General features: G+C 52.3%; 13 protein-coding genes and 1 pseudogene. 12 read left to right on the top strand and 2 right to left on the bottom strand.

Annotated elements, in window-relative coordinates; genetic code table 11:
• Nucleotides 1-159: 159 nt before the first annotated feature.
• Nucleotides 160-3,045, bottom strand: a complete 2,886-nt coding sequence (locus ACP7AA_RS13030; protein ID WP_001138082.1) for a Tn3 family transposase — start codon at nt 3,043-3,045, stop codon at nt 160-162.
• Between the two features lie 125 nt (nt 3,046-3,170).
• Here ACP7AA_RS13030 and ACP7AA_RS13025 point away from each other — a divergent pair, with 125 nt between their 5' ends.
• The 4 genes from ACP7AA_RS13025 (at nt 3,171) to ACP7AA_RS13010 (ending at nt 6,775) form a co-directional block, all read left to right on the top strand.
• Entirely contained in the window at nt 3,171-3,785 is a 615-nt protein-coding gene (locus tag ACP7AA_RS13025) for a recombinase family protein (protein WP_000904906.1), read from the top strand.
• 118 nt (nt 3,786-3,903) lie between these two features.
• Nucleotides 3,904-5,036, top strand: a protein-coding gene (locus tag ACP7AA_RS13020; protein WP_223672967.1) for an IS3 family transposase whose coding sequence is annotated in 2 segments (ribosomal slippage) — nt 3,904-4,156 and nt 4,156-5,036 — 1,134 coding nt in all. Because the reading frame shifts where the segments join, the coding sequence is not laid out codon by codon here.
• A gap of 99 nt (nt 5,037-5,135) precedes the next feature.
• Entirely contained in the window at nt 5,136-5,939 is an 804-nt protein-coding gene (aph(3'')-Ib, locus tag ACP7AA_RS13015) for an aminoglycoside O-phosphotransferase APH(3'')-Ib (protein ID WP_001082319.1), read from the top strand.
• Nucleotides 5,939-6,775 (top strand): aminoglycoside O-phosphotransferase APH(6)-Id, encoded by an 837-nt coding sequence (locus ACP7AA_RS13010; protein WP_000480968.1) that lies wholly within the window; start codon nt 5,939-5,941, stop codon nt 6,773-6,775. The genes aph(3'')-Ib and ACP7AA_RS13010 overlap by 1 nt, the downstream gene beginning before the upstream one ends.
• Nucleotides 6,776-6,880: 105 nt before the next feature.
• Here the strand turns inward: ACP7AA_RS13010 and ACP7AA_RS13005 are convergent, their stop codons facing one another.
• Nucleotides 6,881-7,045, bottom strand: coding sequence for a ribbon-helix-helix protein, CopG family (locus ACP7AA_RS13005; RefSeq protein WP_353888998.1), 165 nt, complete (start codon nt 7,043-7,045; stop codon nt 6,881-6,883).
• Nucleotides 7,046-7,464: 419 nt separating this feature from the next.
• Here ACP7AA_RS13005 and ACP7AA_RS13000 point away from each other — a divergent pair, with 419 nt between their 5' ends.
• The 8 genes and pseudogenes from ACP7AA_RS13000 to ACP7AA_RS12965 form a co-directional block, all read left to right on the top strand.
• Nucleotides 7,465-7,797, top strand: a complete 333-nt coding sequence (locus ACP7AA_RS13000; RefSeq protein ID WP_289048897.1) for a plasmid mobilization protein — start codon at nt 7,465-7,467, stop codon at nt 7,795-7,797.
• A 701-nt stretch (nt 7,798-8,498) separates the two neighbouring features.
• The gene (locus tag ACP7AA_RS12995) at nt 8,499-9,035 is read left to right on the top strand and encodes an MbeB family mobilization protein (protein ID WP_353888999.1); all 537 of its coding nucleotides are present in this window, start codon (nt 8,499-8,501) and stop codon (nt 9,033-9,035) included.
• Between the two features lie 3 nt (nt 9,036-9,038).
• Nucleotides 9,039-9,602, top strand: coding sequence for a hypothetical protein (locus tag ACP7AA_RS12990; RefSeq protein WP_426223822.1), 564 nt, complete (start codon nt 9,039-9,041; stop codon nt 9,600-9,602).
• A 260-nt stretch (nt 9,603-9,862) separates the two neighbouring features.
• Nucleotides 9,863-10,789, top strand: coding sequence for a replication initiation protein (locus ACP7AA_RS12985; protein WP_289048895.1), 927 nt, complete (start codon nt 9,863-9,865; stop codon nt 10,787-10,789).
• Between the two features lie 376 nt (nt 10,790-11,165).
• A pseudogene (locus tag ACP7AA_RS12980) lies at nt 11,166-11,303 on the top strand (DUF4158 domain-containing protein); the annotation flags it as partial.
• Between the two features lie 239 nt (nt 11,304-11,542).
• Complete coding sequence (locus ACP7AA_RS12975) at nt 11,543-11,899, top strand: cupin domain-containing protein (protein WP_003465043.1); 357 nt, start codon at nt 11,543-11,545, stop codon at nt 11,897-11,899.
• 254 nt (nt 11,900-12,153) lie between these two features.
• Nucleotides 12,154-12,480, top strand: a complete 327-nt coding sequence (locus tag ACP7AA_RS12970; protein ID WP_003100858.1) for a hypothetical protein — start codon at nt 12,154-12,156, stop codon at nt 12,478-12,480.
• Nucleotides 12,477-12,699 (top strand): hypothetical protein (locus ACP7AA_RS12965; RefSeq protein ID WP_426223821.1); only part of this gene is annotated, 223 nt, incomplete at its 3' end. The genes ACP7AA_RS12970 and ACP7AA_RS12965, both read left to right, overlap by 4 nt.

Below are 12,699 nucleotides of genomic sequence, written 5' to 3'. Positions count from 1 at the left end.
GGGTGCCGCCCAAGGACGTGGCCAAGAACCTCGGCGTGTCCATTCCGACGCTGTACCGCTGGGTGCCAGCCTCCACGCACGCTTAGCGTGCTTTATTTTCCGTTTTCTGAGACGACCCCTCTATAGGGGGTCGTTTGCGGGAGGGGGCGGAATCCTACGCTAAGGCTTTGGCCAGCGATATTCTCCGGTGAGATTGATGTGTTCCCATCCGAGCGGCGAAACATGGGCCAAGAGATCGGGCGATAGCAGCTTTCCATCGCGTTTCTGGTTTGCAACGACCTCGCCGAGCTTCATGGTGTTCCAGAAGATGATGATGGCGGCGAGCAGATTCATGCCGGCGATGCGGTAATGCTGGCCTTCGGCGGAACGGTCGCGGATTTCACCGCGGCGGTGGAAGCTGATTGCCCGCTTCAGCGCATGATGAGCTTCGCCTTTGTTGAGCCCGATCTGGGCACGCCGTTGGAGTTCGGCATCCAGAATCCAGTCGATCATGAACAGGGTGCGCTCGACGCGACCGACTTCCCGCAGGGCTGTCGCGAGCTCGTTCTGCCGCGGATAGGAGGCGAGTTTCCGCAGAATCTGGCTTGGCGCGACGGTCCCGGCAGCAATGGTGGCGGCGATGCGCAGGATGTCGGGCCAATTGCGCTCGATCATGGCTTGGTTGACCTTTCCGCCGATCAACGCTCGCAGGTGCGCCGGGGCGGCCGACGGATTGAACGCGTAGAGCCGTTTGGATGGCAGGTCGCGGATGCGCGGAGCGAACCGGTAGCCGAGAATGGCACATGCGGCAAAGACGTGATCGGTGAAGCCGCCCGTGTCGGTGAACTGCTCGCGGATATGGCGTCCAGCATCGTTCATCAGCAGGCCATCGAGGATGTAAGGCGCTTCGCTTGCCGTTGCAGGAATCACCTGGGTTGCGAACGGCGCATATTGGTCGGAGACGTGGCTATAGGCTTTCAGGCCCGGGGTATTGCCATATTTCGCGTTGACCAGGTTCATGGCCTCACCTTGCTCTGTAGCGACGAAGAACTGTCCGTCGCTCGAAGCCGACGTGCCCATGCCCCAGAACCGGGCCATGGGTAACGCTGCCTGTGCCTCGACCACCATGGCCAGCGCCCGGTCATAGGCTTCGCCCTCGACATGCCACCGTCCAATGCGGATCAATTCCCAGAAGGTGTGGGTGTTTGTCGCATCCGCCATTTTGCGCAAGCCGAGGTTGATCCCTTCCGCCAAGATAACGTTCATTAGCCCGATCCGGTCAGCGCAGGGTGCTCCTGTGCGCAGATGGGTGAACGCTTCGGTGAAGCCGGTCGCCGCATCCACCTCCAGCAGGAGATCGGTGATGCGCGTGGGCGGGATCTGCTTGTAGAGATCGAGCACCAGATCTTCGGCGCCTGTCGGCGCGGCGGCTTCGAGTTTCTCGATATGCAGAACGCCGTTTTCAATCGACCCGCCCGGGATCGTGCCTGCGCGAGCGGCACGGCCAAGCTCGCGCAACCGCATGTCGAGGCGAGCTTGCCGGTCTGCCAGCCATTCCTCCGGCCGCAATGGCACAGCGAGACGACCGCCTTCCGCGATGGATTGTGCCGGAACGAGTGCGTGTTTCAGATCGCCATAGCGCCGGGACCTAGTAAGCCAGACATCTCCGGAGCGGAACGCATCGCGCAGATGGAACAGCACCGCGATCTCCCATAGGCGAGCGTCGCCAGCCCTCTGGGCCCGAAGGTGGCGATGCCATTTCGAGCTGGGCCGCAAGAAGCTGGTCATCGCGGCATCGTTCAAACCGGTACGAAGGGCCGTCACCGCTTCCAGAAGCGGCAGTGCAACGGGCGCAGCTCGCAGATCGAGCAGGCGCAACATGCGTGGAGCGTATCGGCGGAAGCGGTGATAACCGTCGAGCACATGATTGAGCGGATCGTCGGCCATGGTGGCGGTCAGCCTGGTTGCCATTGCAACAAGGGTTTTTAAGCCGTCCCACCCTGACCCACTCGCGATGACATCGCCCAGCGGCTGGCCATCATCCTGTGCATCGACCAGGGCGCCCCCGATCTCGGCGAAGGATTTCAGGGTGTCACGCACCACCCCCGCTTCGTCTGCGACCTTTGCATGGCAAATACGCTCCGAAGCACGGTAGAGACGGCCGACGATCCGGTCGTGGGTTTCGACCACTGCGTCGGCCAACATCGCCTGCCATTCCGAGACGCAAACAGCCAAGATCGCAAGCCGCCTGTCCTCCGGGAGATCGCGCATGCCGTCGGCATAATACCGTTCACCCTGCCTGCGCAGACGAGTCACCCGATGGGCAGGAACGCCGGCAAGCAGATCCTCGGGGAGATCGATGCGTTGCAGATATTCGAGCCGGTCGAGCAGCCGGTTGGCCGACGAAGAGTTCGAGCCAGGCTCGAACTGGCGCAGCCACACAAAACGGGTCACCCGATCATCAGCCGTCTCCTCGAGCAATGCCAGCAACTGTTCTCGGATCGACATAGGCAGCCGACTGGCGATCCTCGTCTCGATGCGTCGCTCGGCATCGACGAGAGCCGCGGCACAAAGCCGCTCGATCGTGGATGTCGCGGGAAGGACAGTGCGGGTGCGTCGGCACTCGGCTACGAAGCGACGGGCGATATCCTCGTTCGACACCGCCATCTCGGCTTCTCGGAACAACCATTCCTTCAGCTCGCTCGCACCACGTCCGGAGAAGGTGCGGAAGCCGTAGAGCCCCCGTAACTCGGCAAGATGCTCGTGCCGTGTTTCCTCGCGGGCAGCATAGTCTACGAGATCGTCGGCACCCAGGCCAAGCTGCGCTCCGATAAATTCGATGACCTCTGCAGGGATCAGTTCGCCTGGAGCCAGCACCCGGCCGGGATAGCGCAGGACACACAATTGCAGGGCGAAGCCGAACCTGTTGTGAGCGCGCCGACGCAGCCTGATATGCCCAAGGTCTTCATCACTCAGCGTATAGTGCTTGAGCAAATCCGTCTGTGAAGTCGGCAAGCGCAACAGCGCGTCTTTCTGCCGATCGGTTAGAGTGACGCGACGCGGCATACATGTTCCTTTTTCAAAATCTGATAGCGTTCAAGACGCTTTGTTTATGAAGCTGGTTGAGATACATTTCCAGAGGTCAATGCAATCGTGGCCGAAGCGCCGCCTCAAACCAACGTTTGTGATACATGCTGATCGGATATGCCCGCGTCTCCAAAGCCGATGGCTCGCAGTCTCTCGACCTGCAGCACGACGCCTTGCGCGCCGCAGGTGTCGAACGGGACAATATCTATGATGATCTTGCTTCCGGCGGTCGTGATGATCGCCCTGGCTTGACTGCCTGCCTCAAGTCATTGCGTGACGGCGATGTGCTGGTGGTCTGGAAGCTCGATCGCCTCGGACGATCGCTTGCCCATCTGGTCAACACGGTGAAGGAGCTGTCAGACCGCAAGATCGGCCTGCGGGTTCTGACTGGAAAGGGCGCTCAGATCGACACCACGACTGCGTCCGGTCGCATGGTGTTCGGAATCTTCGCCACCTTGGCCGAGTTCGAGCGGGATCTGATCCGAGAGCGCACCATGGCGGGTCTCGCCTCCGCGAGAGCGCGCGGTCGCAAGGGCGGACGAAAATTCGCGCTCACCAAAGCTCAGGTGCGTCTCGCGCAAGCCGCCATGGCCCAGCGCGATACTTCAGTTTCCGATCTCTGCAAGGAACTCGGCATCGAGCGCGTCACTCTCTACCGATATGTCGGTCCCAAAGGCGAGCTCAGAGACCATGGAAAGCATGTTCTCGGACTTACGTAGCAACTCGTTTCTTTTCGCAGGTTGAGCCACAGAGGTGGATCAGGAAATTTGAACAACACTTATAAGTGATATTTTGCTCCCCAAATGATGTTATAAACATCAATATATGGAGTATTTTATGACACGTAGACCAAGAAGAAATCATTCAAATGACTTTAAAGCTAAGGTAGCACTTGCTGCGATTAAAGCAGAAAAAACACTTGCTGAATTGAGTGCTGAATTTGATGTTCATCAAAACCAAATTATTGACTGGAAAAATCAACTGATTTCAGCTTCCTCGCAAGCTTTCGATCAATCAAAAGCTCCAACAGAACCACCCATCGATCTAAAAAAACTACATGCAAAAATCGGTGAGCAGGCATTAGAAATTGATTTTTTAGAAGGTGTGTTGAAGAAACTGGGTCGCTTCAACCACAAAAGTTAATCGATGACTCACTTCAGATTTCAGTATCTAAGCAAGCTAAGCTGCTGAAAGTCTCCCGTGGTTGTTATTACTATCGCCCAAAACCTGTGAGTGAATCAGATCTGAAGCTGATGCGCTGTATGGATGAGTTACATATGCAATACCCTTTTGCAGGTAGCCGTATGATGCGTGATTTATTGAATCGTCAAGGACATCATATAGGACGACGTCATACACGTACTTTAATGAAGAAAATGGGCATTAATGCGTTATATCGTAAACCAAATCTAAGTCAGGCCAATCAAGCTCACCGTAAATATCCATATCTGCTCAAAGGATTGGCTATTCAGCGCAGTAATCAAGTGTGGTCTACGGATATAACGTATATCCCTATGGCAAAAGGCTTTGTTTATTTATGTGCTGTGATTGATTGGCATAGCCGCAAGGTACTTGCGCATAGAGTATCGATTAGTATGGAGGTTACATTTTGCATAGAAACATTAAATGAAGCTATTGAAAAATATGGCCGACCTGAAGTCTTTAATACAGACCAAGGCAGTCAGTTTACCAGTGATGCATTTATTGATGTATTGAAATCAAATGGCATTCAAATCAGTATGGATGGTAAAGGTCGATGGGTTGATAATGTGATGGTTGAACGATTATGGCGGAGCGTTAAATATGAAGAGGTGTATCTCAAAGCCTACAGCAATGTTTTGGATGCGAAGAAGCAATTAAACGCATATTTTGAATTTTATAATTTGAAACGACCTCATTCGAGTCTGGACAAAATGACTCCAGATGAGTTTTACTATGACCAGCTACCACAACAAAATAAGGTAGCTTAACTAGAGCAGAGTATCACTTATAAATAAGCTTTTAGTTGTTCAAACAAGTGGGACCACCTCTCACCTCCGCGCTTCATCAGAAAACTGAAGGAACCTCCATTGAATCGAACTAATATTTTTTTTGGTGAATCGCATTCTGACTGGTTGCCTGTCAGAGGCGGAGAATCTGGTGATTTTGTTTTTCGACGTGGTGACGGGCATGCCTTCGCGAAAATCGCACCTGCTTCCCGCCGCGGTGAGCTCGCTGGAGAGCGTGACCGCCTCATTTGGCTCAAAGGTCGAGGTGTGGCTTGCCCCGAGGTGATCAACTGGCAGGAGGAACAGGAGGGTGCATGCTTGGTGATAACGGCAATTCCGGGAGTACCGGCGGCTGATCTGTCTGGAGCGGATTTGCTCAAAGCGTGGCCGTCAATGGGGCAGCAACTTGGCGCTGTTCACAGCCTATCGGTTGATCAATGTCCGTTTGAGCGCAGGCTGTCGCGAATGTTCGGACGCGCCGTTGATGTGGTGTCCCGCAATGCCGTCAATCCCGACTTCTTACCGGACGAGGACAAGAGTACGCCGCAGCTCGATCTTTTGGCTCGTGTCGAACGAGAGCTACCGGTGCGGCTCGACCAAGAGCGCACCGATATGGTTGTTTGCCATGGTGATCCCTGCATGCCGAACTTCATGGTGGACCCTAAAACTCTTCAATGCACGGGTCTGATCGACCTTGGGCGGCTCGGAACAGCAGATCGCTATGCCGATTTGGCACTCATGATTGCTAACGCCGAAGAGAACTGGGCAGCGCCAGATGAAGCAGAGCGCGCCTTCGCTGTCCTATTCAATGTATTGGGGATCGAAGCCCCCGACCGCGAACGCCTTGCCTTCTATCTGCGATTGGACCCTCTGACTTGGGGTTGATGTTCATGCCGCCTGTTTTTCCTGCTCATTGGCACGTTTCGCAACCTGTTCTCATTGCGGACACCTTTTCCAGCCTCGTTTGGAAAGTTTCATTGCCAGACGGGACTCCTGCAATCGTCAAGGGATTGAAACCTATAGAAGACATTGCTGATGAACTGCGCGGGGCCGACTATCTGGTATGGCGCAATGGGAGGGGAGCAGTCCGGTTGCTCGGTCGTGAGAACAATCTGATGTTGCTCGAATATGCCGGGGAGCGAATGCTCTCTCACATCGTTGCCGAGCACGGCGACTACCAGGCGACCGAAATTGCAGCGGAACTAATGGCGAAGCTGTATGCCGCATCTGAGGAACCCCTGCCTTCTGCCCTTCTCCCGATCCGGGATCGCTTTGCAGCTTTGTTTCAGCGGGCGCGCGATGATCAAAACGCAGGTTGTCAAACTGACTACGTCCACGCGGCGATTATAGCCGATCAAATGATGAGCAATGCCTCGGAACTGCGTGGGCTACATGGCGATCTGCATCATGAAAACATCATGTTCTCCAGTCGCGGCTGGCTGGTGATAGATCCCGTCGGTCTGGTCGGTGAAGTGGGCTTTGGCGCCGCCAATATGTTCTACGATCCGGCTGACAGAGACGACCTTTGTCTCGATCCTAGACGCATTGCACAGATGGCGGACGCATTCTCTCGTGCGCTGGACGTCGATCCGCGTCGCCTGCTCGACCAGGCGTACGCTTATGGGTGCCTTTCCGCAGCTTGGAACGCGGATGGAGAAGAGGAGCAACGCGATCTAGCTATCGCGGCCGCGATCAAGCAGGTGCGACAGACGTCATACTAGATATCAAGCGACTTCTCCTATCCCCTGGGAACACATCAATCTTACCGGAGAATATCGTTGGCCAAAGCCTTAGCGTAGGATTTCGCCCTCTCCCGCAAACGACCCCTATAGGTCTAAAGCACCCTGTCCATTCTTCTTGATATACTTCTTTATGTACTCCCTTAGCACCAATGACTGTGTATAGCCGTCTCTCTCTACTATGTCCTTGAAAGCTTTGGCTGTGTCTTCGTCTAATCTGATGTTGATTGTTGCTTGCTTGCCTTTACTCATTGTTTGACCTCTTGTTATGTAATGCAATGTTAGTTACTCTGTGTTGCTTTACTACTTACATTATCCAGTTTTATACTGGTCATGTAATGCATATCTAACTACATAATAGTGCAATATTAAGTACGTAACCACCCATTTATGTGTATTAATGTAATGCAAACAATCATACAATGTAATGCAACATCAATTACGATAATGTAATGCAAACAATCATACAATGTAATATAAACTCTGTACTTCCTTAATTCCTTATTAGATGCTATATTGATGTCTATTGTTAGAAAGCCAGCATATACCGTGGGCACAATATCCACTACGTTACTATTGACCCAAGGCATACTGGTAAGGGGAAACCCCTTAACCCCAACCCCTCACAAAAAGCCGTGAGGGGTAAAAACAACAGCAAGGTCGAGGTTGAAATGGCAAGGACGAAATGGCTAAAAATCAGAGTATCTGATGATGAGCTTCTAGACATTAAAAAGCGGACAGGCTCACATGATATGTCTAACTACGTTCGCAAATTGGTACTCGATCAACCGATAGCCGCACCCGAACCCAAAACCAAAAAAATCGTGCATAGTGCCGATCCCGAATTAGTGCGAGCCATTAATCGCATTGGCATCAATATCAACCAAATAGCCAAACAAACCAATGCAGGGCAAGAAGTGGGTAACTCCGTATTAATGGCCTTACTAAACTTGCAAACCACGCTAGACAAAGCACTAGCATCGAGTATGCCCGATGATCGTTAAATTCTTCACTCGCGGCACAGGTGGCAGCAAAGGCGTGTTTGATTACTTGCTCAAAGACAAAGAGCAGCCCGACGGCAAACGGCTCGATGCTGAGGTATTAAGGGGCGACATAGACAATCAAGCCTTGCTCATTGATAGCCTAGACTTCAAGCAAAAATATACCAGTGGTTGCCTATCGTTCACTGAGTCAGCCGATCAAGTCACTACAGAACAGAAAAACGCCTTGATGGACTCGTTCGAGGAAACCATCAGAGCAGGGCTAGACGTTGATAGCGTTAGCGTGTCATGGATTGAACACAGAGACAAAGGACGGCTAGAGCTTAACTTCGTCTATGCCAATGTGGAGCTAAAGCATGGCAGGGTATTTCAGCCTTACGTCCACAGCGTAGACAAAAGGCGCGTCAACGCATGGAAGGACATGCAGAACATAGAACACGGCTTTACAGACCCAAGCGACCCCGCTAATAAGCGGTTGCTAGGTCAGCGTGATAACTTACCGCGTGACGTTAAAGACGCTAGGCAAGCCATAACAGAGGGCTTAACGGCATTAGTAGCAGAGGGCGCTATAACGAGCCGTGCTGATGTGGTGCAATCGCTTACTGACGCAGGCTTTGAGATAGCAAGAGAGACCGCCAAAGCGATCTCTATCAAGAACCCAGACCCCGAAAGTAAACGTAATATTAGGCTTACAGGTGGCTTATATGAGCGAGATTTTAGCTTTAGCAGAGAAGTTCAAAACACAGTCGAAACAGCAAGTAACGAGTATCGAGCAGGAGCTACAGAGCGCTACAACGCAGCTAAACAACTTTATGACAGCGAGATTGTTAGAAAGCGAGACTATCATCAGTCAAGGCATGACAAGCCTAGACGCGAGCAACGAGCAGTTACAGCAGATGTTAGACAAGCATCAACAAGATTTAGCTACAGCCCTTACAACCTATTTGAACAACGTCCAAGCCCATTTAACCCAAGATTTAGGGGAGCTAAAAAGTCAGACAGAGACGCTGATAGAGGACTACGTTCACCATATCGCCCAGCTGATAGAACAGAGAGAGGACAGGATAGCCCAAGTCATCAAATCAGAGATGAACAAGTGGTTGATAGGAGCAGTCATAGCGTTATTAGTGATATTCGTGCTAGGGGTTCTATTGGGAACAAAAATGAACAAGACCCCAACTTACAAGTATTATCACGACAGCAAGAGCGGTCAAACCTATATGCTACCGTTAGAGGATTAAAAGATGGACAAGCGACTGCTAGACCAAGTACAGAAGGCGCTAGACGCTCAGCAAGAGACGATACAACGTCAGCAGCAGATGCTAGACGATCAAGACGCATGGACACAGCAGCAGCTACGCAAGAAAGACCAGGATATAGCACAATTGACAGCATCATTGACCAAGCTAGCACAAGCGCAAACACAGCAAGCAAAGGACTTGCCGAGCTTGCTAGAGCAGTTACAGACCAAAATCAGCGAACAGATAAGCGTACAGAGTGGCTGGGTAAGTCATCGCAAAGCCTTCGCAGAGACAATGAAACTCTTAACAACAGAGTCAATAACACTTTGCAATGCACAGATTCGACTAACAGAGCTTATGCAGACGTATCAGAGTACGATAGCACCGCAAGACAATCAAAACAGCGTGACGAGCGAATTAGAGACGATATTAGGCAATCTAAAGAACTCACAGACTACAATCAAGACTATGCAGGGCGAAATAAGCAGTTCGCAGAGTACAATAGACAAGACACAGCAGAGCTTAACAGAGGAATTAAGGCAGTTAGAGAGATTAAGCAAGAGATAAAGCTAGCAAATACAAGATCTAGTTCGCCTCGTATGGGTTGGTAAAAATTTTAAAATAAACAGCGAAAACGGACTCGAACCCGTGAAATACAAGGGATTGAAGGTGGTAGCCAATAAGTGTAGACTATAAAAACGACTAACCCCCGATGCTGGAAACATCAGGGGTTGGGTAATACCAATCCGCTGTGGAACGGATAAAATAACACTTTAGACGAGCTGTTATTATATCTAAGCCACTGCGCTAATACAAGCGTATCAAATATGGACAATCTACAGAGAGTAGACCCCCAAAAGTGGCGTGAATACCCCGTATTACAAGCCCTCTATGATGATTTACCCCTAAAACCGTACTGTTCACTAGCAAAGGGCGCTTGTTTCGTGCAGCCCAAAGAATTTGCTATTAAAAAGAATTACATACAGCCCAATCACCCAGCTGTCATGCGGTGGCTGTGGTTTGACATAGACGACCCAAATGCGCTATTCGCCTACTACTACCTAAACACACCAGTACCCAACTTAATCATAGAAAACTCCGACAACGGACACGCCCACGTAGGCTTTCGGCTGCGTGTTGAAGTCGGCTTGACTGGCGATTCGCACCTAAAGCCGATCAACTACATGAGAGCAGTATATTACGCCCTGAGACAGGCGCTAGGTGCTGATGCTGGGTATGTAGGTAATCTTATCAAATGCCCCTTTGATACTGACATTTGGCAAGTCTACGTTAGCGGTAAAAAAGACTATGACTTAAAAGAATTAGCGGACATGCTAGACCTAGAGGTACTACCGAAAACTAGCGATAATGACGACATATTTGGACGTAATAAGGCTTTGTTCGACCATACGCGCCATATAGCCTATCCATTAGCGTCTCAGCATAGCTACAGGACGCTGTTAGCTGAACTGCTACCGATTGCCACTGCATACAATGCAACGTACCCCATACCGCTATTTGGCAATGAGGTGTACACGATATGCAAGAGCATAGCGCGATACTGTTACTCTGCCAAATTCAACAACGGCGAAGTCTCACAAGCTCATAGAGAGGTGCAGAGTATGAGAGGTAAGAAGGGTGGGGCTAAGTCCAAGCGCCCACCTGTGGCAACGTCAGAGCGCACTGTAGAGCCATGGATAGAGCTAGGAATAAGCCAAAGTACATACTACAGAGACAAGAAAAAATACAAATGAGAATAATTCCCATCGGTGACAGCGGATAAGCATCAGATATTAGCCCCGTTAGGGGTTTGTGTCTTTAGATCTTTGTATGTGTCCTATGTTGTGCCCCTGCGCCTTGCTATATAAGGATATAAAGCCCCCTCTAAGACTTGTCAGTGAGTCGCAATTCTGATCCCTGCTATAGTGTTCTAATGCTGCCACCAAAAGCTCTGTCTGCTACACAAGCTTAACGCTGCCACCATTAGAACGTCTTAGATGCTTAGGCTATTTCTACTCTAGCCCTTGCTGTCTATAGGGGTCGTCTCAGAAAACGGAAAATAAAGCACGCTAAGCCGGTTGCCTTGGCGGGCTTGTCACAAACCTACGTTTTCAAGAAGAAGGAAACCGCATGCCCCGCCGTTCGATCCTCTCCGCCGCCGAGCGCGAAAGCCTGCTGGCGTTGCCGGACACCAAGGATGAGTTGATCCGTCACTACACGTTCAGCGAAAGCGACCTCTCCATCATCCGGCAGCGGCGCGGCCCGGGAATCAAGGCATTGCGATTCTCGAAAATAGTTCTTGAAATTCTATTCTTGATTGCATATCATCTCAACGAGTTTCGATAAGAAAGGATGCGCATGCGACCGTCTGGTTCGCTGGTGGGCAAGGAGGCAGCAGCCGACACGCTCATCGGCAACTGCACGACCGCACGACCAGCCTCCCGTTCAAATTCGAGTTAGAACTCATATCCAGCCTGTCTGGGGGCACTGTGAAAGAGGGATCTCCGATGACTGTTGAATCGAGAATATTTTCTGTAGCCGAGTATGTTCAGCCGTCCGAAGGCGAGCCTATTCGTTCCGTTGTGCTTGAAACCCGAGACTCAATTATCGTGGTTTGGCATGTCCATCCCGGGCAGGAAATTGCGGCTCACATTCATCCTCACGGCCAAGACACGTGGACTGTTTTGTCGGGAATGGCTGATTACTTTCAGGGCAATGGGATTGTTCGTGCCCTCAGGGAAGGTGAGATAGCCGTGGCAAGACCGGGCCAAGTGCACGGGGCGCGAAATACAGGTACCGAGCCATTTGTGTTCGTCTCGGTTGTGGCATCAGCCAATGCCGGTTTCGTATTGGCTGAGCGATAGAGCCCAATCTCTGGAGTTGGTCCAATGAGCGGTCGGGGAGATAGGTAACAGACATGCAGCGGACACGGCTGCTAAACCAGGTCGCAAACCTCCTTGCGTCGCAGCGTGCCGCAAGCGACGCGATCAATCGAATGGGGTCGGCATGAGACTGAACACCATCCAGTTCCCGACCGCGTAGCCGCCTGTCCTGCCGATCAGGTCTTGACCATCGACGCCTGGGATCAGTCCTGAATGTTCTTGGAGACCACTACGTTATGAGCCGCAGCCGCCGCAAAACACCCATCGTCGGGCACACGACCTGCGGCAGCGAGCGCGAGGACAAGAAGCTCTGGCATCAGCGCTGGCGCACCCGTGAGCGCACGGCGCTGACCAGCGCGTCGCCCGAAGCCCTGAGCGCCCATCTGCCCCTGCTGGAAAACCAGGCCAGCAGCGTCTGGTCGATGGGCAAGGATGGCCGCTCCTACTGGCCCGTCAAGCGCCAGGCCGCCACGGCGGATCGCATCGCCAATCACAAGGGACGCAACCCGCAAGAACGCGCCTCCCTGAAAAAGCGCCTGCTGCGCAAGTGGATGAGCAAATGAAGCTCTCCTTCCATCAGCACATTGCGCTGTTCTGGATGATCGGTGCTCCGGGCGTCTTCGCGCCCGTGATCGAGAACGCCAAGCGGCCCGATGCCGGCGCCGTCATGGCGTGGGGTGTCGCGATCGTGGCGGTGATGATCCTCTTCACCCCTTTGCTGCTGCGCTGTCCACCATTCCGGCGCTGGTATGGCCGGACGGATGCGCTGTCGGAGCGGCAGC

Origin of the sequence: Psychrobacter sp. DWR1-2-3 (assembly GCF_049896465.1) — a bacterium.
Taxonomy (GTDB): domain Bacteria; phylum Pseudomonadota; class Gammaproteobacteria; order Pseudomonadales; family Moraxellaceae; genus Psychrobacter; species Psychrobacter maritimus.
Note: the sequence above shows the minus strand (reverse complement) of the source record. Positions and strands in the feature narration are given on the sequence as shown.

What these genes read in the sequence shown, in the direction of transcription:
- ACP7AA_RS13030 (WP_001138082.1), bottom strand. Translation starts at nt 3,045, where the DNA reads ATGCCGCGTCGCGTCACTCTAACCGATCGGCAGAAAGACGCGCTGTTG.
- ACP7AA_RS13025 (WP_000904906.1), top strand. Translation starts at nt 3,171, where the DNA reads ATGCTGATCGGATATGCCCGCGTCTCCAAAGCCGATGGCTCGCAGTCT.
- ACP7AA_RS13010 (WP_000480968.1), top strand. Translation starts at nt 5,939, where the DNA reads ATGTTCATGCCGCCTGTTTTTCCTGCTCATTGGCACGTTTCGCAACCT.
- ACP7AA_RS13005 (WP_353888998.1), bottom strand. Translation starts at nt 7,045, where the DNA reads ATGAGTAAAGGCAAGCAAGCAACAATCAACATCAGATTAGACGAAGAC.
- ACP7AA_RS13000 (WP_289048897.1), top strand. Translation starts at nt 7,465, where the DNA reads ATGGCAAGGACGAAATGGCTAAAAATCAGAGTATCTGATGATGAGCTT.
- ACP7AA_RS12995 (WP_353888999.1), top strand. Translation starts at nt 8,499, where the DNA reads ATGAGCGAGATTTTAGCTTTAGCAGAGAAGTTCAAAACACAGTCGAAA.
- ACP7AA_RS12990 (WP_426223822.1), top strand. Translation starts at nt 9,039, where the DNA reads ATGGACAAGCGACTGCTAGACCAAGTACAGAAGGCGCTAGACGCTCAG.
- ACP7AA_RS12985 (WP_289048895.1), top strand. Translation starts at nt 9,863, where the DNA reads ATGGACAATCTACAGAGAGTAGACCCCCAAAAGTGGCGTGAATACCCC.
- ACP7AA_RS12975 (WP_003465043.1), top strand. Translation starts at nt 11,543, where the DNA reads ATGACTGTTGAATCGAGAATATTTTCTGTAGCCGAGTATGTTCAGCCG.
- ACP7AA_RS12970 (WP_003100858.1), top strand. Translation starts at nt 12,154, where the DNA reads ATGAGCCGCAGCCGCCGCAAAACACCCATCGTCGGGCACACGACCTGC.